Source organism: Rhizobium redzepovicii (genome assembly GCF_019793435.1).
Taxonomy (GTDB): Bacteria; Pseudomonadota; Alphaproteobacteria; order Rhizobiales; family Rhizobiaceae; genus Rhizobium; species Rhizobium redzepovicii.
Map to the genome: position 1 here is coordinate 260882 of NZ_JAILYH010000010.1, position 18015 is coordinate 278896.

At 63.2% G+C, this 18015-nt stretch carries 19 protein-coding genes; 12 read left to right on the top strand and 7 right to left on the bottom strand.

The genetic code is table 11. The annotated features are described in order from the left end of the window. Positions 1 to 2 precede the first annotated feature (2 nt). On the top strand, positions 3 to 494 hold the full coding sequence (locus K6N12_RS18230) for a F0F1 ATP synthase subunit B (protein WP_097624028.1): 492 nt from the start codon (positions 3 to 5) through the stop codon (positions 492 to 494). Positions 495 to 628: 134 nt separating this feature from the next. On the opposite strand, the gene K6N12_RS18235 is transcribed toward K6N12_RS18230, so the two are convergent. After that, on the bottom strand, positions 629 to 1318 hold the full coding sequence (locus K6N12_RS18235; RefSeq protein WP_003588235.1) for a ribonuclease HII: 690 nt from the start codon (positions 1316 to 1318) through the stop codon (positions 629 to 631). Between the two features lie 270 nt (positions 1319 to 1588). Continuing rightward, positions 1589 to 2746 carry a PA0069 family radical SAM protein gene (locus K6N12_RS18240; protein WP_097624029.1) on the bottom strand — a complete coding sequence of 386 codons (1158 nt, stop codon included), beginning with the start codon at positions 2744 to 2746 and terminating at the stop codon, positions 1589 to 1591. Between the two features lie 138 nt (positions 2747 to 2884). Between K6N12_RS18240 and K6N12_RS18245 the strand changes: the two genes are divergently transcribed. Together K6N12_RS18245 and K6N12_RS18250 are read left to right on the top strand one after the other, a co-directional pair. Further along, complete coding sequence (locus K6N12_RS18245) at positions 2885 to 3403, top strand: glycosyltransferase family protein (protein ID WP_097624176.1); 519 nt, start codon at positions 2885 to 2887, stop codon at positions 3401 to 3403. A 388-nt stretch (positions 3404 to 3791) separates the two neighbouring features. After that, on the top strand, positions 3792 to 4106 hold the full coding sequence (locus K6N12_RS18250) for a hypothetical protein (protein WP_097624031.1): 315 nt from the start codon (positions 3792 to 3794) through the stop codon (positions 4104 to 4106). 18 nt (positions 4107 to 4124) lie between these two features. Here the strand turns inward: K6N12_RS18250 and moaB are convergent, their stop codons facing one another. The 4 genes from moaB to K6N12_RS18270 all read right to left on the bottom strand — a co-directional run bounded on the left by moaB (position 4125) and on the right by K6N12_RS18270 (position 8567). Then, positions 4125 to 4676, bottom strand: a complete 552-nt coding sequence (gene moaB / locus K6N12_RS18255) for a molybdenum cofactor biosynthesis protein B (protein ID WP_097624032.1) — start codon at positions 4674 to 4676, stop codon at positions 4125 to 4127. Next, positions 4676 to 5572 carry a 4-(cytidine 5'-diphospho)-2-C-methyl-D-erythritol kinase gene (locus K6N12_RS18260; protein WP_097624033.1) on the bottom strand — a complete coding sequence of 299 codons (897 nt, stop codon included), beginning with the start codon at positions 5570 to 5572 and terminating at the stop codon, positions 4676 to 4678. Before K6N12_RS18260 ends, moaB begins: the two co-directional genes overlap by 1 nt. Positions 5573 to 5584: 12 nt before the next feature. Further along, complete coding sequence (locus K6N12_RS18265) at positions 5585 to 7417, bottom strand: tetratricopeptide repeat protein (protein WP_097624034.1); 1833 nt, start codon at positions 7415 to 7417, stop codon at positions 5585 to 5587. 133 nt (positions 7418 to 7550) lie between these two features. Continuing rightward, a complete protein-coding gene (locus K6N12_RS18270) occupies positions 7551 to 8567 on the bottom strand; it encodes a polyprenyl synthetase family protein (protein ID WP_222148919.1) in 1017 nt (338 codons plus the stop codon). Between the two features lie 108 nt (positions 8568 to 8675). On the opposite strand from K6N12_RS18270, the gene K6N12_RS18275 reads away from it, so the two are divergent. After that, complete coding sequence (locus K6N12_RS18275; RefSeq protein WP_012556751.1) at positions 8676 to 8903, top strand: putative signal transducing protein; 228 nt, start codon at positions 8676 to 8678, stop codon at positions 8901 to 8903. Positions 8904 to 8910: 7 nt separating this feature from the next. After that, positions 8911 to 9687 (top strand): tRNA1(Val) (adenine(37)-N6)-methyltransferase, encoded by a 777-nt coding sequence (locus tag K6N12_RS18280; RefSeq protein WP_097624036.1) that lies wholly within the window; start codon positions 8911 to 8913, stop codon positions 9685 to 9687. Between the two features lies 1 nt (position 9688). Here the strand turns inward: K6N12_RS18280 and K6N12_RS18285 are convergent, their stop codons facing one another. Further along, a complete protein-coding gene (locus tag K6N12_RS18285; protein ID WP_097624037.1) occupies positions 9689 to 11029 on the bottom strand; it encodes an Nramp family divalent metal transporter in 1341 nt (446 codons plus the stop codon). 200 nt (positions 11030 to 11229) lie between these two features. On the opposite strand from K6N12_RS18285, the gene K6N12_RS18290 reads away from it, so the two are divergent. The 7 genes from K6N12_RS18290 to K6N12_RS18320 all read left to right on the top strand — a co-directional run. Beyond that, a complete protein-coding gene (locus K6N12_RS18290; RefSeq protein ID WP_097624177.1) occupies positions 11230 to 12090 on the top strand; it encodes a S49 family peptidase in 861 nt (286 codons plus the stop codon). Positions 12091 to 12108: 18 nt separating this feature from the next. Continuing rightward, entirely contained in the window at positions 12109 to 12300 is a 192-nt protein-coding gene (locus K6N12_RS18295; RefSeq protein WP_003588221.1) for a hypothetical protein, read from the top strand. 381 nt (positions 12301 to 12681) lie between these two features. Next, a complete protein-coding gene (locus K6N12_RS18300) occupies positions 12682 to 13638 on the top strand; it encodes a glycine--tRNA ligase subunit alpha (protein ID WP_010069596.1) in 957 nt (318 codons plus the stop codon). Next, on the top strand, positions 13635 to 14072 hold the full coding sequence (locus K6N12_RS18305) for a nucleoside kinase (RefSeq protein ID WP_097624038.1): 438 nt from the start codon (positions 13635 to 13637) through the stop codon (positions 14070 to 14072). The genes K6N12_RS18300 and K6N12_RS18305 overlap by 4 nt, the downstream gene beginning before the upstream one ends. A gap of 61 nt (positions 14073 to 14133) precedes the next feature. Next, positions 14134 to 14685, top strand: a complete 552-nt coding sequence (locus tag K6N12_RS18310) for a LemA family protein (RefSeq protein ID WP_097624039.1) — start codon at positions 14134 to 14136, stop codon at positions 14683 to 14685. Between the two features lie 111 nt (positions 14686 to 14796). Continuing rightward, a complete protein-coding gene (gene aroA / locus K6N12_RS18315) occupies positions 14797 to 16059 on the top strand; it encodes a 3-phosphoshikimate 1-carboxyvinyltransferase (RefSeq protein WP_097624040.1) in 1263 nt (420 codons plus the stop codon). A 36-nt stretch (positions 16060 to 16095) separates the two neighbouring features. Beyond that, on the top strand, positions 16096 to 18015 hold a 1920-nt coding region (locus tag K6N12_RS18320; protein WP_222148920.1), incomplete at its 3' end, for a DUF2207 domain-containing protein.

Below are 18015 nucleotides of genomic sequence, written 5' to 3' on the forward strand. Positions count from 1 at the left end.
CGATGGAATTTGCCTTAGACGCAACTTTCTTCGCCTTTGTCGGCCTCGTCCTCTTCCTGGCGCTGGTCGTTTACCTGAAGGTTCCGGGCATGATGGCACGGTCGCTCGACGACCGCGCCGATCAGATCCGCAACGAATTGGCCGAAGCCAAGCGCCTGCGCGAGGAGGCCCAGCACCTGCTGGCCGAATACCAGCGCAAGCGCAAGGAAGCCGAAGCCGAAGCGGCCCACATCGTTGCCGCCGCTGAGCGCGAAGCCGAAATGCTAACCGCCGAAGCAAAGAAGAAGACGGAAGAATTCGTCGCCAACCGCACGGCGGTTTCCGAGCAGAAGATCAAGCAGGCCGAGGCCGAAGCGATGAAGGCGGTCCGTTCCGCCGCCGTCGATCTCGCAATCGCGGCTGCCGAAACGGTGCTCGCCAAGCAGGCCGACGCCAAGGTCCAGTCCGAGCTCTTCGGCAACGCCGTCGGCCAGGTCAAGACGCGGCTCAACTGAGCAGTATCGAATGAAATGAGCAAAAGGCCGGGCATGTCCCGGCCTTTTCTTGTTGATAGTTTCTTTTATGAAATCCGAGCCTGTCCGGTTGGGGAGGGGGCCTAAAGCAGCTCTCGGCAGTCTGGAGTCCAGACCTATTCCGAGATCAGCTCGTCCATCTCAGGACCGTCCTCGACCTTGCGCAGCGGCCGAAAGCTCATCCGGTGCAGGGAGCAGGGGCCGAGTTTTTCGATGCCGGCGCGGTGCTGCGCCGTGCCGTAGCCGACATGAGCGGCAAAGCCGTAATCGGGAAAGACGTGATGGGCGCGCGCCATCATCCGGTCGCGTGTGACCTTGGCGACGATCGAGGCGGCGGCGATCGAGACCGAACGGGCATCGCCCTTGACGACAGCCTGTCCGGGACAATCGAGGCCGGGCGGCACGTCGAGCCCGTCGGTCAGCACGTAGCTTGCCGGGATGGCGAGGCTGCAGATGGCGCGGCGCATGGCGTCGAGGCTCGCCTTACGGATATCCGTCTCGTCGATACGTGTCGAGCTGGAGGAGGCGATCGAGACGGTGGCGGTCGCCAGGATCTGCACGAACAGCTCCTCGCGCCGTTGCGCCGAAAGCTGCTTGGAATCGTTCAGCCCCTCCGGGATGCGCTTCGGGTCGAGGATGACGGCGGCAGCAACGACCGGCCCGGCGAGCGGCCCGCGGCCGGCCTCGTCGGCGCCGGCGACCGGCCAGTGGCCGGCCTTGCGGGCTTTGAGCTCCAGCCGGAAATCCGGCACGAGGGGAACCGCTTGGAACAGCTGGGGAGAATCGGGTGGCGTGCGAGGTTTCATGCGGCTGAACCTCGCACGCCAACCCGATTGCCCGCAAGTCCCCGATCAGGGCGGCGGTCGGGGACCGGGTCCGGCGGATGGTGGCGGTCAGTGCCATCCGCGGGAATTGCGCTCGGGGCTCGAAAACAGGGCGGTTTTTCTGAGCAGCCGACGCGCAAGCTTGAAGCAATTCCGGGAAAAGTGCGGCACGGTTTTCCGTCCGGAATTGCGTAAAAAGTCAAAAAGCAATTCCAGACAAAGCGAGAAGCCAAGAATTGCGTAAGACAAAGCCTAGAGCAGCGACAGCTGCACGCCGCTGCCATCGGGCGGCACGAACAGATCGTCGCGCAGCGGCATGCCGCGCCGCGTCAGGCCGAAACGCCTGGCGGCCATTTCAAAGCGCCGGGCGATCTGCCAGGCATAGGGACCGGCGCCCTTCATGCGCTTGCCGAATTCGGCATCGTAATCCTTGCCGCCGCGCATCGAGCGCACCAGCGACATCACATGCCGGTAGCGATCGGGATAATGCTGCAGCAGCCAGTCGCGGAAGAGCGGGCTGACCTCGAGCGGCAGTCTCAGGATGACATAACTCGCCTCGGCAGCGCCGGCAGCCTTGGCCGATTCGAGGATGCGCTCCAGCTCGTGATCGTTCAGCGCCGGGATCAGCGGTGCAGCCATCACAGCCGTCTGGATGCCGGCTTCCGACAGCGCGTGAATGGTCTCCAGCCGGCGCGGCGGCGTGGCGGCGCGCGGCTCCATCGTCCGGGCAAGCTTGCGGTCGAGCGTGGTGACCGAGATGCCGACGCGCACCAGGTTCTTCGCCGCCATCTCCCGCAGAATGTCGAGATCCCGCAGGATCATCGCTGACTTGGTCACGATCGATACCGGGTGGTTCGCCTTGTTCAAGACCTCGAGAATACCGCGCATGATGCGCCATTCCTTTTCGATCGGCTGATAGGGGTCGGTATTGGTGCCGATTGCGATCGCCCGCACCTTGTAGCCCGGCTTGGCAAGTTCCCGTTCCAGCAGTTTTGCCGCATCCGGCTTGGCGAAGAGCTTCGTCTCGAAATCAAGCCCCGCCGAAAGCCCCATATAGGCGTGCGTCGGCCGGGCGAAACAATAGATGCAGCCATGCTCGCAGCCGCGATAGGGATTGATCGAGCGGTCGAAGCCAATGTCAGGCGATTCGTTGCGGGTAATGGCCGTGCGCGGCTTCTCGATCTGCACGTCCGTCTTGAACGGCGGCAGCTCTTCCAGCGTCTGCCAGCCATCGTCGAAGGTCTCGCGCTGCAGCGCCTCGAACCTGCCTGTCGGGTTCAATCCCGCCCCGCGCCCACGGCGCCGATCGACCTCGATCCGCAGCCCGGAGGACACGATCATCGCATCGGCAATATCTGCCGTATTGGCAGGCGCGAATGCGGCCTGCCCTGCCAAGGACTGCTCTCTCATCGGATTCTCCCGCGGCAAAAGCCATCGCTTCCGCCCGTTTTGATGATTAAATTCCTATCCGCAAAACAAGAACAATGCAAGAACAAAATGCGGAAAACGCCGCTGGCAATAATTTGTACGGCGCATTATGAATGGGCGATGTTGACGGTTGTTCTCGAATGTCAGGATCAGGAAACTGAGCTGGCCCAGACTTTATCGGTATTGGTGGCAGGCGCGGTAGAGGGGCTGGTCAGCGATGTGGTCGTGCTCGATCACGGCTCGCGCGACGGCAGCTCGCGGGTCGCCGACGCCGCTGGCTGCCGGTTTTATTTGCACTGGGATATCAAGGACATCGTCCGCTCCGCCCGCGGCGAATGGCTGCTCTTCGTCGAGCCCGGCGCGCGGCCTCAGGCCGGCTGGATCGACGAGATCGCCGAATATATGGCGCTGAACAAGCTGCCGGCGCGCTTCACCGCCTCGCGCGGCTACCGGCGCCCGTTTCTGAAGCGCATCGGTCGCGCCGCGCCGCCGTTGGAACTCGGTCTGCTGATGCCGAAGAACCAGGCGCTCGCCGCCGCCCAAAGCGGCATGGCCCTTGCCGAATTCGCCAAGGGCCAGAAGCCGCGCAAGCTCGCCAGTGAATTGATTCCTTCCTGGGTGGCGCGCGCCGCTCGGTAGACGATTTCGCTCTCAATCTTGAGCTGGGCTTGACCGCGCATATCTGGTTGGCGCCGAAAACGTCCTCTCCCCGTGAAGAACGGGGAGAGGGGACGTGCCCTGCGAGACGTTAGCGGGGAACGGAGAGGTTGCGGCATATCCCCTTCGCCCCGCAAGCGGGGAGAAGGTGGCCGCAGCCGGATGAGGGGCTGGTCCCGCAATAACGTCGGCGATTGCAACCCACCATCGCGCAAAAGATGGCGCCCAATCGGATTTTGCGCTATAATTCTTCCATGGCGCCGCCGAAGCGCCTCGCTTCGCAACGGATGGCCATGGATGCCGGTGGACGGCAGAACAGGTCGGCGACAATCTCCTCTTCTGCCGGGTTCCCGGCGGAAGGAGGTGCGTCATGGTACGCAATATGCTCTACGGCCTGCTGGCCGTCATATTGCCGACATTGGTGATCGCGCATCCGCATTCGGCAGCATCGCAGACGATGCTCAGTTGCGCAGGCCGATCCGAGGTCGTCAATTTCCTGGACAAGAATTTCGCCGAAAAGCTGACAGCGGTCGGACTGGTCAACGAGAACGCCGTTCTTGAGGTCTATGCCGCCGAAAGCGGCACCTGGACGCTCGTCGTCACGGATGTTCACGGCATAAGCTGCATCCTGCTGTCGGGTGACAGCTGGGAAACGATGCCCACTCTGCCGGGCCTTGCCACATAGCGAGCCGGGTTCGGTAGCCTATTTCATCGCGCCGCGTTTCAGGTGTTCGTCCAGACGCGGCATGATCTCGACGAAATTGCACGGCAGGCTGCGGTAGTCGAGCTGTGCTTTCAAAATGCCGTCCCAGGCATCCCGGCAGGCGCCGGGCGACCCCGGCAGCGCGAAGATGAAAGTGGCGTTGGCAACGCCCGCCGTGGCGCGAGACTGGATCGTCGCCGTGCCGATCTTGTCGTAGGAGATGCGGTGGAAGACGGCGGAAAAGCCGTCCATGCGCTTTTCGAACAAGGGCTCCAGCGCTTCGGGCGTCACATCGCGGCCGGTAAAGCCGGTGCCCCCTGAGGTGATGACGACGTCGATCTCATCCAGCTCGGTCCAGGCCTTCACCCGGGCGGCGATTTTCTCGCGATCATCCGGCACGATCGCCCGGTCGACCAGCCGGTGGCCCGCCTCGGTGATTCGCGCCGCCAGCGTGTCGCCTGACTTGTCCGTCTCCCGCGTGCGCGTATCCGAGACGGTGAGAACCGCAATACCGACGGCGATGAAGGGCCGCTTCTCGTCCAGACCTGCCATCACATGCCTCCCGAAACCGTTTCCGTCGCCTGGAAATACCAGTCGGGCCGCTCGCCGTGAAGGGCTGCAGCCGCTTCTTGCGCCTCAGCCATGTTGGCAAAGATCCCGAAACAGGTAGCGCCGGAGCCGGACATGCGGGTCAAAAGCGCGCCCCGGGTCTGCAGCATCTCAGAGATGACTGCAATCTCAGGCACGAGCTGGCGCGCCGGCGGTTCCAGATCGTTGCGGGCGGCATCGATGACTGCCAGCCAGCCGGCACTCCCGGATACACCGGTTGCGAGGCTCAGGGCCGCGTTGTTCTTTGTCGTCAGCCGGCGGAACACCTCGGGCGTCGCAACACCCTTCAGCGGATTGGCAAGCACCATGGCAAAGGCCGGCAGATCAGCCACGGCCTCGATCTCCTCACCGATGCCACGGGCGATCAGCGGCCGGCTTTCAAGGCACATCGGCACGTCGGCGCCGAGCTTCAGCGCCAGGCTGGCAAGCGCCTCCACCGGCAGGCTCATGCCCCAGAGCCGCATCAGCCCGCGCAATGTCGCGGCCGCATCGGCCGAGCCGCCGCCGATGCCGGAGGCAACAGGCAGGTTCTTTTGCAGGTGGATATGGACGGGGAAGGCGAGGGCGCCGAACTGCTCGCGCAGGAGATCGCGTGCCCGCAGCACCAGATTGGTGCCGCCTTCGCCGGCAAGCATCTCGCTGAAGCGGCCCGACAGGGTGAAGGCGTCGACTTGGGCAGGCAGGAAGCCCAGCCGGTCGCCGCAATCGGCAAAGGTTACCAGCATATCAAGCAGATGATAGCCATCTGCCCGCTGGCCCGTCACATGCAAGGCGAGATTGATCTTCGCGCGCGCCTCTTCGGTGACGCCGAACGCCTCGGCCAGGCCTGCTTCAGGCATGTTTGTCGCCCGTCAGGATTTCTTGTCGACCGGCGGCGGCGTGACCGGGGCCGGATCCGGCTGCTTCTTGTCGGCCGCCTTGGCATCGTCGCTGACGGCAGGCAGGCCATTGGCGACCTTGTCCTTGATCTTCGGGATCTCGGCTGCTTCTGGCTCGGAGGCGAGCGCCCGGTTCCACTGATAGACGGCCTCAAGCTTGCGGCCGACGCGCCAGTAGGCGTCACCCAGATGGTCGTTGATCGTCGCGTCGCCGGCCTTGATCTGGGCGGCCCGCTCCAGCTCGTCGACGGCATCGTCGAAACGGTTGAGGCGGAAATAGGCCCAGCCGAGCGAATCGATGATGTAGCCGTCGTCGGGGCGAAGGTCGACGGCCTTCTTGATCATGCCGAGACCTTCGTCGAGGTTGCGGTTCATGTCGATCCAGGAATAGCCGAGATAGTTCAGCACCTGCGGCTGGTCGGGATTGAGTTCGAGGGCCTTGCGAAAGTTCGGTTCCGCCTGGTCCCACTTCTTCAGCCGTTCATAGGCAATGCCGCGCTGGAAGAAGACGCTCCAGTTGGCGCGGCCGGGAATGGGGCCGATCGCGTCGACCGCCTTGTCGTAATTGGCGGCCATCGCCTCGTAGTCCTTGGCGTCGGAGAGCACGCTGCCATAGGCGAGATAGCTGCGGATATCCTTCGGGTCGGAAGCGATCAGCGCCTGCAGGTGCTTGCGCGCTTCGTCCACCTTGCCGCCCTGGGCTAGGGCAAGGCCGAGCTGCAGCTCGGAGATCCGCCGCATCGGCGAATTCTCCGGCACCTTCTTGTAAAGCGCAATGGCGCGATCCATCTGGTTCTGCTTCTCGGCGATGCCGCCGAGCAGCACCAGCGTATCGGCGCTGTTCGGGTCGAGCGCATTGGCGGTCTGCAGGTAAAGCGAAACGATGTCCTCGGCGCCATCGCGGTTCAGCGCCCCGCCGACCGAGAACAGTACGCCGGCAGCGCCTTCTTCGGCCGTCTTGACCTGTTGCTCCTGCTTCTCGTCTTTTTCGATACTGTCGCGCAGCGCGTTCAGCGGCGCGTAGTTCGGCAGCAGATTGTCGCCGACGGAAACGGCGTCGAGCGCCTTCTGCTTATTGCCTTGTGTCGCTTCGAGACGGGCCAGCGCCATCACTGCGCGCATGAAGGTGTCGGGTGCCGTCGCACCTCCCTCCTTGTCGAGCACGGCATCGTTGAGATGCTTCCGGGCCGATTTCACGTCGCCGGTGGCGATGGCGATTGCCCCGGCATTGTAATTCTGGAAGATGCGGACCCAGTCCGGCCCCTTCATCTTCTCGACCATGGCGAGCGCTTCCTTGCCGCGGCCTGCGCCGACGCGGGCCCAGGCGAGCAGCAGGTCGTTCATCATCCGGTCGAGATCGTTCGGCCCGTTATATTTGAGAATGCTCTCGGCCGTCTTGTAGTCATCACGGCGCACGGCATCCATGCCGCGCACGATCGTGGTAATGCGCTCGACGGACGGATCGCCCTTCAGGTCGTTGGCATATTTGACGCCGTCCTTGATGTCGCCATTGAGCAGCAGCGAGATCATCAGCCGCTGGCGGATCTCGGGATTGCCGGGCTCAATCTGCAGCGCCTTCTTGTAGAGTTCGATCGCCGTCTCGTAGTCATGATCGACATCGGCCGTGCGCGCCGCAAGGAAGGCGCCGGAGAAGGTGGTAACGCTATCGGCATCGAAGCTATCGGTCTTCGCCACATCGCTCGGCTTGGCCGCATCCTCGGCATTCGCGCCGCCGACACCGCTGAGCGAAAGGACAGCGGCAAGCGCTGCGCTCGTAAGAAGACGGATGGCAATTCTCTGCCGCATTAGGAAACCTTTCTTCGACAGCGTCCCGACAATGGTGCCGGTCGCAAAACCAGTTGTGTTCACTGATTCATAACAGGATGGCTTTTTTGAAGCGGCGCCGCAAGAAATTCAGCCTAAGATCAAGGACGTTTGATCAATTGACGCGCTCGATGCAGAAGTCGATCACTTCCATCAGGGAGGATTTCCATACGGTATCGGGCAGCGGCGCCAACGCGTCCCGTGCGATCGTGCCGTAATGAATCGCCCGGCCGATCGTGTCGGCGAGCGTGCCGTATTTGGTGATCAGCCCCAGCGCTTTTTCGAGGTTGGCGTCGGTGCTGTTGCCGGCTTCGATCGCATCGCGCCAGAAGGCGCGTTCGTCTTCGGTGCCGCGGCGATAGGCGAGAATGACCGGCAGGGTGATCTTGCCCTCGCGGAAATCGTCGCCGACATTCTTGCCGAGATCGGCCGCCTTGCCGCCGTAATCGAGCGCATCGTCGACCAGCTGGAAGGCGAGCCCCAGATTCATGCCGTAGGATTTCAGCGCGTTGCGGCCGGATTTGCCGGCCTCGGCGACGATCGGCCCGACTTCGGCGGCGGCGGCAAAGAGCGCCGCCGTCTTGGCGCGGATGACGGAGAGATAGTCGTCCTCCGTCGTCTCCATGTTCTTGGCGACGGAAAGCTGCAGAACCTCGCCTTCGGCAATGATGCAGGCGGCGGAAGACAGGACGTCGAGCGCATCGAGCGAGCCGACATCGACCATCATGCGGAAGGCCTGGCCGAGCAGGAAGTCGCCGACCAGCACGCTTGCCTGGTTGCCCCAGATCATCCGCGCTGTCGATTTGCCGCGGCGCAGGTCGCTTTCGTCGACGACGTCGTCATGCAGAAGCGTTGCGGTGTGCATGAACTCGACCGAGGTGGCGAGATTGACGTGGTTTTCGCCCCGGTAGTCGAACAGCGAGGCGGCCGCCAGCGTCAGCATCGGCCGCAGCCGCTTGCCGCCGGACGATATCAGATGGTTCGCCACTTCGGGGATCATCTGCACGTCGGAGCCGGCCTTGGACAGAATGAGCTGGTTCACCCGCTCCATGTCCGCCCTGGTGAGATCGACCAATGGCTTGATGGATGCCAGTTTGTTTTTGCTTTCTTCAAGCGGTATGACCACGCCCAACGACCCGGACTCCTGTTCATTCTTTGCATCTGACAATAGAAAGGGGCGATGGACGCGGCAAGGGGTGAATTGTCGCGCAAGGCGAAATTGGAAGGAAAACGACGGCAAATGCATGAACTTATCCGCGCCAACGACGCTGTTCTGCTCTCCTTTGCTGAGAGCTTGATGAAGGATGCCGGAATTCACTGCTTCATCGCCGATCAGGGCATGAGCGTGCTGGAAGGTTCGCTCGGCATGCTGCCGCGCCGCCTGCTCGTGGATGAGGAGATGGCCGATCAGGCCCGCCGCATCCTGATCGACGCCGGCCTCGGCGACGAATTGCGTGACAGGACGTGAGGGGAGGATGACCGGGGAGCCCGCCGAAACCATCGATGCCTTCCATCGCGGCGCCTTCCACCTGGTGCAGCCGAAGGGCAGGGGCCATCGCGCCGGCATGGATGCGATGCTGCTCGCCGCCCTCGTTGCCGACGACCGTCCGGTCAAGGTCGCCGACCTCGGCGCCGGCGCCGGTGCTGCCGGCCTTGCCGTCGCCTCGCGGCTTGCCGATGCTGAGGTGGTGCTGTTCGAGCGCTCGGCCGAAATGGCCGATTACGCCCGCCGCAGCATCCTGCTGCCTGAAAACGCCCATCTTGCTACCCGCGTCAGCGTCGTCGAAGCCGATGTGACGCTGACTGCCAGAGCACGCAACGATGCCGGCCTCATCGATGAGAGTTTCCACCACGTCATCATGAACCCGCCGTTCAACCATGTGGGCGACCGGCGCACGCCGGATGCGTTGAAAGCCGAAGCCCATGCGATGACCGACGGCCTGTTCGAAAGCTGGATCCGCACGGCGGGTGCGGTCATGATCCCGGGCGGGCAATTGTCGCTGATCGCCAGACCCCAATCGATCGCCGAGATCATCGATGCCTGCGGCCGGCGCTTCGGCGGCATCGAAATCACCGCAATCCATCCGCGACAGGGTGAAAACGCCGTGCGTATCCTGGTGACCGCGATCAAGGGATCGCGGGCGCGGTTGTCGCTGCGCGCGGCCCTCATCATGCACGAAGAGGGGAGCCACAAGTTCTCCCCTCTCGTCGACGATTTCAACAATGGCCGGGCGGCCTATGCCAGGCTTTAATTTAGCCGGTGACGAAGTCGAAGAGCAGCTTGACGTTCAGCCCCGCAATTACAACCGCGATCAGATAGGCGATGCCGCTCAGCCAGCGCGGCGCCACGAGTTCGCCCATTTTGGCCTTGTTGGCGGTGAACATGACGAGCGGGAAGACGGCGAAGGAAAGCTGCAGGCTGAGCACTACCTGTGTCAGGATCAAAAGCTGCGCCGTGCCCTGGTCGCCATACCAGATGGTGACGATCGCCGCCGGCACGATGGCGATGGCGCGGGTTATCAGCCGGCGCATCCATGGCGGCAGCTTGATTTTCAGGAAACCTTCCATGACGATCTGGCCGGCAAGCGTCGCCGTCACCGTCGAGTTGAGGCCGCAGCAGAGAAGCGCGATGCCGAACAATGTCGGCGCGATGGCGAGACCGAGCAGCGGCGACAGCAGCGAATGCGCCTCGCCGAGTTCGACGACATCGGTCCTGCCATGCGCATTGAAGGCGGCAGCCGCCAGGATCAGGATCGAGGCGTTGATCAGCAGCGCGAAGCAGAGAGCGACCGTCGAGTCGATCGTCGCATAGGTCAGCGCCTCTTTCTTTTCGGGAACCGTATGGCCATAGGCCCGTGTCTGCACGATGCCGGAGTGAAGATAGAGATTGTGCGGCATGACGGTCGCGCCGAGAATGCCGAGCGCCAGATAAAGCATCTCAGGATTGGTGACGATCTCCGTCGTCGGGAAGAAGCCGGTGACGACGGCGCCCCACTGCGGATCGGCCAGCAGGATCTGCACGCCGAAGCAGATCGCGATGACGCCGAGCAGCGCGATGATGAAGGCTTCCACCCAGCGGAAACCGAGCTTTTGCAGGAAGAGAATGACGAAGACGTCGAGCGCGGTGATCAGCACGCCAAGTTCGAGCGGGATGCCCATCAAGAGGTTGAGGCCGATCGCCGTGCCGATCACCTCGGCGATGTCGGTGGCAATGATCGCGATTTCGGCAAAGGCCCAGAGCGGCACCGAAACCCATTTCGGATAGGCGTCGCGGCAGGCCTGCGCCAGGTCGCGGCCGGACGCGATCGCCAGGCGCGCGCAGAGCGATTGCAGCACGATCGCCATCAGGTTGGAAAGCAGCGCGACGGTGAGCAGCGCATAGCCGAATTTCGAGCCGCCGGCGAGCGAAGTCGCCCAGTTGCCGGGATCCATGTAACCGACGGCGACCATGTAGCCGGGTCCGGCAAAAGCTGCCGCCCGCCGCCACCTTGAGCTATGACGCCCGGTTCCGACGGTGCGATAGACATCTGATAGCGACGCCTCTCCCCGTTCGTGCCGCCAGCCGCGGTTTGCATTCGGATTCAGGGCATCCATACGATTTCCACCTATTAGTCGTGAGTGGCACTATGACGAATTAGAATGATAATGCAAGTCATTCGCAACAAGAAAATCAATCCGCTGTTTTCAGGGCCGATGTTTTCGAGAACGCGGCCATTGCGTTTGTCGTTCCAGCGCATACATGGATGCCGATCATCATTGACGTGATCGTGCGACCCGAAAGCGAAGGATTAGAGATGGCCGGATTCTGGAGAAAGCTGCTGCCGAAACGGTTCCGCAAGAACGGCATCACCATCCCGGTCGTCAGATTGCAGGGGCCGATCGTCAGCGGCGGCGGCCCGTTTCGGCCGGCCCTCAATCTCGCCAATGTCGCTCCGGTTCTGGAAAAGGCCTTCGCCATGAAGGACGCGCCGGCGGTTGCCATAACTATCAATTCGCCGGGCGGTTCGCCCGTCCAGTCCCGCCTGATCTTCACCCGCATTCGCGAACTCGCCCGCGAGAAGCAGAAGAAGGTCCTGGTCTTCGTCGAGGATGTCGCCGCCTCGGGCGGTTATATGATCGCGCTCGCCGGCGACGAGATCATTGCCGACGCCACCTCGATCGTCGGCTCGATCGGCGTCGTCTCCGGCGGTTTCGGCTTTCCCGAACTTTTGAAGAAGATCGGCGTCGAGCGCCGTGTCTACACCGCGGGCGAAAACAAGGTGATCCTCGATCCGTTCCAGCCGGAAAAGGAAAAGGACATCGAATATCTGAAGAGCCTGCAGCTCGAAATCCACCAGGTCTTCATCTCGATGGTGCGCGAGCGCCGCGCCGGCAAGCTGAGGGACGATGCGGCGGTCTTCTCGGGCCTGTTCTGGAGCGGCACCCGCGGCCTCGAACTCGGCCTCGTCGACGGTCTCGGCGACATGCGCCAGGAATTGAAGCGGCGCTACGGCCAGAAGACCAAGCTGGAACTCGTCGCCGCCGGCCGCGGCCTGTTCGGCCGCCGTGTTCCCGGCGTGTCGCCGGTCTCGCTCGAAAGTGCGGCATCCGGTCTCGCGACGGGGCTTGTCGAAGCGGCCGAAGAAAGAGCATTGTGGAGCCGTTTCGGGCTTTGAGGGGAGCGAGAGAGGGAAATGGCGCAGCTTATCACCATCCTGGTCCTGGTCTTCTCGGCCTGGTGGCTCTACCGCCGCTTCGTCTCCGATGCCCGCAAGCTCGCCGAAAAATCGCGCCGCGCCGAAAGGGAGCGCCAGACCGGCGCAATCGGCACGCTGGTCAAGGATCCTGTCACCGGCGAATACCGGCTGAAGCGGGATGAGGAATAGGGCGTCGATTTTCCCTTCTCCCCAGCGGGGGTCCGAAGGACGGGCGAGACCGGTGGCTCGCCCAGGCTGGTGGCCCGAAGGGTCGGATGAGGGGGCCGCACGGCACGGCATTAATTGCCCTTCGGTTGCGCTCAGCGCATTCGCGGCTTTGCCGCTTACCCCCTCATCTGCATGCCGGCATCTTCTCCACGCTGGGGAGAAGGGATATGCCGCGACCTCTCCGTCCCGCACCGACGCCTCACGGGGCACGTCCCCGTTGGGCTAGGGTGAGGGCAGAGACCCTCTCCATACGGGCCGTTCCACTCTCGCAAAACCCTTGACCCCCGCCGCCCTCCATGGCACCTGTCGCGCCGATAATCCCCACGCAATCGGTGCCGTTTCATGTCAGCCATCCCAGACCATATGAACCCGAAGCGCTCCTTCCAGGCGCTGATCCTGACCCTGCACAGCTACTGGGCGGACAAGGGTTGCGCGGTGCTGCAACCCTACGACATGGAGGTCGGCGCCGGCACCTTCCACCCTGCCACCACGCTGCGCGCCCTCGGCCCCAAGCCTTGGAAGGCCGCCTATGTCCAGCCGTCGCGGCGCCCGTCCGACGGCCGCTATGGTGAAAACCCGAACCGCCTGCAGCATTATTACCAGTATCAGGTCATCCTGAAGCCGAACCCGCCCAATCTGCAGGAGCTTTATCTCGGCTCGCTCGCGGCGATCGGCCTCGACCCGCTGCTGCACGACATCCGTTTCGTCGAGGACGATTGGGAAAGCCCGACGCTCGGCGCCTGGGGCCTCGGCTGGGAATGCTGGTGCGACGGCATGGAAGTCTCGCAGTTCACCTATTTCCAGCAGGTCTGCGGCATCGAATGCGCGCCGGTCGCCGGTGAGCTGACCTATGGCCTCGAGCGCCTCGCCATGTATGTCCAGGGCGTCGACAATGTCTACGACCTGAACTTCAACGGCCGCGAAGGCGACGAGAAGATCAGCTATGGCGACGTCTTCCTGCAGGCCGAGCAGGAATATTCGCGTCACAACTTCGAATTCGCCAATACCGAGATGCTGCATCGCCACTTTGTCGATGCCGAGAAGGAATGCCGGGCGCTGCTCGATGCCGGCGCGCCTGGCGACAACGCCAACCAGCGCCTGCACAAATGCGTCTTCCCCGCCTATGACCAGTGCATCAAGGCCAGCCACGTCTTCAACCTGCTCGATGCCCGCGGCGTCATCTCGGTCACCGAACGCCAGAGCTATATCCTGCGCGTGCGCACGCTCGCCAAGGCCTGCGGCGAAGCCTTCCTCCTGACCGACGCCGGCGGCGTCAATCTGGGCAAAGAGGCAGCGTGACGCAAAAGCCTGCCAGCCGTATTGTCCATATCAACGGCTGGCCAGGCACCGGGAAGCTGACCGTCGGCCGTTTGCTGGCGGTTTTCGACCATGCCGTGCGTGCCGATCCGGCCGACAGCTTCGTCTTTACCGATGCTCTTGCGGATGACGCGGATGATAGTGCGACGTTTTCCTGGTATCTCGATCTGGCTGCCGGCAGGGGCGCGGATCTGGTCGCAGTTCTCCTCGACTGCGCGCCGGAGGAAAATGCCAGGCGCCTCGTCTCCCCCGGCCGATCGGAGGCGCTCAAGCTGACGGATACGGCGAGGCTGCAACAGCTCCGGGCAAACTATAAACTGTTGCGCGGACTTGCTGAGCACACGGTCGAAATTGATAAGACGGATCTTTCGCCGGAGCAGACGACGGCCCGAATTCTCGCGCATATCGGTGTTTGACGGCAACTGGGAATCCTGCGTAGTCTTTGCACCAAGATTACTTCGTTGCAGGGGATTCGCGATGTATATTGCGCTTGGCGTCATCGTTTTGGTCGCCCTCTATGTCGTCTTCATCTACAACGGCCTGGTTCGCTCGCGGCAGATGGCTGAAGAAGCCTGGTCGGGTATCGACGTGCAGCTGAAGCGCCGCGCCGATCTGATCCCGAACCTGATCGAGACGGTCAAGGGTTATGCCGCCCACGAGAAGTCGACGCTCGAAGAGGTGGTTGCGCTTCGCAACAAGGCGCAGGCCGTGCCAGCAGATGATGTCGCCGGCAGGGCGCAGGCGGAAGGGCTGCTCGGCCAGGCGCTCGGCCGTGTCATCGCGCTCGCGGAAGCCTATCCCGATCTCAAGGCCAACCAGAATTTTGCCGAGCTGCAGGCCTCGCTCGAAACCATGGAAGGCGAGCTGCAGATGGCGCGGCGTTATTACAATGGGGCAGCTCGCGACCTCAACGTCAAGGTCGAAAGCTTCCCCTCCAATCTCGTCGCCGGCCAGTTCGGTTTTGCCAAGCGGGACTATTTCGAAATCACCAACGAGGCCGATCGCGCCGTCCCCAGCGTTAAATTCTGACGATCCGGCATTTTGCCTTTGCGAAAAAGCGACTAAGAGCAGGGGCAGACTGCGGCCGGCAAGAGCATGTCGCGCAAAACTGTGCAGCGGCACGATGGACGGAAGAACAGCATGACACGTACAGCCAAACTCACGATCATCCCGCCGGACAAGCCGCTTTCGGGCCGCGCCATGCCGCCGGGCTCCAAGTCGATCACCAATCGGGCGCTGCTGCTCGCCGGCCTTGCCAAGGGCACGAGCCGGCTGACCGGCGCGCTGAAGAGCGACGATACGCGCTATATGGCCGATGCGCTGCGCGCCATGGGCGTTTCGATCGACGAGCCCGACGACACAACCTTCGTCGTCACCGGCAGCGGCAGGCTCCAGCCGCCGAAAGCACCGCTCTTCCTCGGCAATGCCGGCACGGCGACACGCTTCCTGACGGCGGCCGCCGCCTTGGTCGATGGCACCGTGATCGTCGACGGCGATGAACATATGCGCAAGCGCCCGATCGGCCCGCTGGTTGAGGCGATGCGCACGCTCGGCATCGATGCGACCGCCGAGACCGGCTGCCCGCCGGTCACCGTCAAGGGCACCGGCCGCTTCCAGGCCGACCGCATCCGCATCGATGGCGGCCTGTCCAGCCAATATGTCTCGGCTTTGCTGATGATGGCGGCCGGCGGCGACCGGCCGGTCGATATCGAGCTCGTCGGCGAGGATATCGGCGCACTCGGTTATATCGATCTGACCACGGCGGCGATGAAAGCCTTCGGCGCCAAGGTCGAAAAGACCAGCCCGGTCACCTGGCGGGTCGAGCCGACCGGCTACCGCGCCGCCGACTTCATCGTCGAACCCGATGCCTCGGCTGCGACCTATCTCTGGGCCGCCGAAATCCTGACCGGCGGCGCGATCGATCTCGGCGTTCCCGCCGACGCTTTTTCGCAGCCGGACGCGCGCGCCTACGACATGATCGCCCGCTTTCCGCAGCTGCCCCCCGAAATCGACGGCTCGCAGATGCAGGATGCCGTTCCGACGCTGGCCGTGCTTGCCGCCTTCAACGAGACGCCGGTGCGCTTCGTCGGCATCGCCAATCTGCGCGTCAAGGAATGCGACCGCATCCGGGCGCTTTCCTCCGGCCTCAACCGCATTCTCCCCGGCCTTGCCCGCGAAGAGGGCGACGATCTGATCGTAAAGTCCGATCCGGCCCTTGCGGGAAAGCGTCTTCCGGCCGAGATCGACAGTTTCGCCGATCATCGTATCGCCATGAGCTTCGCGCTCGCCGGCCTGAAGATCGACGGCATCACCATTCTTGATCCCGATTGCGTCGGCAAGACCTTCCCCGCCTATTGGCGGACGCTCGCCGCCCTCGGCGTGACATATCAGAACAAGGATTGACTAGAAGCAGCCGAGGCTGCCGGCGGGGAGACAGGGATGGGGCGTCGGTTTTTCGGATTTTGTTTTGCTCTGCTCTTGATGCTGGCGGCCCCGGCGGCTTTCGCTGCCGAGGTCATCGACAGTTTCGCCTCCGCCATCAGGCTCGAAAAGAGCGGCGCGATGACGGTGGCGGAAACGATCACCGTCAATGCCGAGGGCAACCGGATCAATCACGGCATCTTCCGTGACTTCCCGCTCTATTTCACCGACGCCGAAGGCCGTCGCCGTAGCGTCGATTTCGATATGGTGTCGGTCACCCGCGACGGCGAAGACGAGCCTTGGCACACGGAATCGATTTCCGGCGGCATCCGCATCTATGCCGGTTCCGCCGATGTGTCGGTGACGCCGGGCCGTCACCGCTACGTCTTCACCTACAAGACCAACCGCCAGATCCGCTATTTCGACGATCATGCCGAACTCTACTGGAACGTCACCGGCAATGGCTGGATCTTCCCGATCCGCTCGGCCACGGCGACGGTGCAACTGCCGCTGGGTGTTGCCGCCACCGACACGGTCTTCTTTACCGGCCCTCAGGGCGCGACGGGGAAGAACGCCCGCGTCGATGAAGCCGGCGCCGGCCTGGTCTTTGCCACCACCGCGCCGCTTGCCGCCGGCGAGGGCCTGACCTTCGCGATCCGCATGCCGAAGGGTTCGATCGATCCGCCGAGCGCCGATATGGAAAGCACCTGGTGGCTCAAGGATAACCGCAATTATTTCATCGGCTTCGGCGGCTTGATCCTGGTTTTCGCTTATTACACTCGTTCCTGGCTGAAGGTCGGCCGCGATCCCGCCCGCGGCGTCGTCGTGCCGCGCTGGGACGCACCTGAGGGCATCTCGCCGGCGCTGGTCAACTACATCGACAACAAGGGTTTCTCCGGCGGAGGTTGGACGGCGCTTGCTTCAACCGCGCTCAACCTTGCGGTGCGCGGCTACGTCAAGCTCGAAGACTTGAAGAATTCGATCGTCATCCAGGGCACGGGCAAAGCGCTCGGCAAGGAGAAATTCCAGGCCGGCGAGACCGAGCTTCTGAAAGCTGTCGGTGGCGCAGGCAGGACACTGACGATCGACAAGGCCAATGGCGAGCGCGTCAAATCCGTCGGCCAGGCCTTCCGTTCGGCGATCGAGAAGGAGCATCGCGGCAAATATTACAATTCCAACCTGGCCTATACCGCAGGCGGCATCGCGCTCAGCGCCGCTTCCCTGGTGGCGCTGTTCGTTTTCGGCTCGCTGCAGCCGGACACGATCGCTCTGATGCTGGTCCCGACGGCGATCGCGGTTTTCGTTGCCGTCTTCGTCGCCGGTTTCATGAGGTCGATGCATCGCGGTAACTCGCTATTCGGCAAGATCGTCGCCATCATTGCCACGGCGGTCGGTGTTTTCGTCGGCATCAGCATTCTTGCCGTCGTCGTCCTGGCGCTTGCTTCGTCGCTGGTGCAACTGCACGAAACGCCGATGCTCTTTGCCGTCGGCGGCATCGTGCTGCTCAACATCCTCTATTTCTTCATCATGGGCGCGCCGACCCCGCTTGGCGCCCGGATGATGGACGGCATAGACGGCCTGCGCCAATATCTGACGCTGGCCGAAAAAGACCGCATGAACACGGCAGGCGCGCCTGAAATGTCGCCGCAGCATTTCGAGACGCTGCTGCCCTATGCGGTGGCGCTCGGTGTCGAGAGGCCCTGGTCGCGCACCTTCGAGACCTGGCTTGCAGCCGCCGCGGCCGGTGCGGCCGCCGCCTATGCGCCCGCCTGGTATTCCGGCAATTTCAACAGCGGCAGTTTCTCCGACCGCGTCGGCGGCTTTTCCTCGTCGATGGCCTCGACCATCGCCTCGACCATACCCTCGCCGCCGCCGTCGAGCTCGTCCTCCGGTTTTGGCGGCGGCGGTTCGTCGGGGGGCGGTGGCGGAGGCGGGGGA

Bases quoted from the DNA above. Each gene is read 5' to 3' on its own strand.
- K6N12_RS18230 (WP_097624028.1), top strand. From the start codon at position 3: ATGGAATTTGCCTTAGACGCAACTTTCTTCGCCTTTGTCGGCCTCGTC.
- K6N12_RS18235 (WP_003588235.1), bottom strand. From the start codon at position 1,318: ATGAAACCTCGCACGCCACCCGATTCTCCCCAGCTGTTCCAAGCGGTT.
- K6N12_RS18240 (WP_097624029.1), bottom strand. From the start codon at position 2,746: ATGAGAGAGCAGTCCTTGGCAGGGCAGGCCGCATTCGCGCCTGCCAAT.
- K6N12_RS18245 (WP_097624176.1), top strand. From the start codon at position 2,885: ATGTTGACGGTTGTTCTCGAATGTCAGGATCAGGAAACTGAGCTGGCC.
- K6N12_RS18250 (WP_097624031.1), top strand. From the start codon at position 3,792: ATGGTACGCAATATGCTCTACGGCCTGCTGGCCGTCATATTGCCGACA.
- moaB (WP_097624032.1), bottom strand. From the start codon at position 4,676: ATGGCAGGTCTGGACGAGAAGCGGCCCTTCATCGCCGTCGGTATTGCG.
- K6N12_RS18260 (WP_097624033.1), bottom strand. From the start codon at position 5,572: ATGCCTGAAGCAGGCCTGGCCGAGGCGTTCGGCGTCACCGAAGAGGCG.
- K6N12_RS18265 (WP_097624034.1), bottom strand. From the start codon at position 7,417: ATGCGGCAGAGAATTGCCATCCGTCTTCTTACGAGCGCAGCGCTTGCC.
- K6N12_RS18275 (WP_012556751.1), top strand. From the start codon at position 8,676: ATGCATGAACTTATCCGCGCCAACGACGCTGTTCTGCTCTCCTTTGCT.
- K6N12_RS18280 (WP_097624036.1), top strand. From the start codon at position 8,911: ATGACCGGGGAGCCCGCCGAAACCATCGATGCCTTCCATCGCGGCGCC.
- K6N12_RS18285 (WP_097624037.1), bottom strand. From the start codon at position 11,029: ATGGATGCCCTGAATCCGAATGCAAACCGCGGCTGGCGGCACGAACGG.
- K6N12_RS18290 (WP_097624177.1), top strand. From the start codon at position 11,230: ATGGCCGGATTCTGGAGAAAGCTGCTGCCGAAACGGTTCCGCAAGAAC.
- K6N12_RS18295 (WP_003588221.1), top strand. From the start codon at position 12,109: ATGGCGCAGCTTATCACCATCCTGGTCCTGGTCTTCTCGGCCTGGTGG.
- K6N12_RS18300 (WP_010069596.1), top strand. From the start codon at position 12,682: ATGTCAGCCATCCCAGACCATATGAACCCGAAGCGCTCCTTCCAGGCG.
- K6N12_RS18310 (WP_097624039.1), top strand. From the start codon at position 14,134: ATGTATATTGCGCTTGGCGTCATCGTTTTGGTCGCCCTCTATGTCGTC.
- aroA (WP_097624040.1), top strand. From the start codon at position 14,797: ATGACACGTACAGCCAAACTCACGATCATCCCGCCGGACAAGCCGCTT.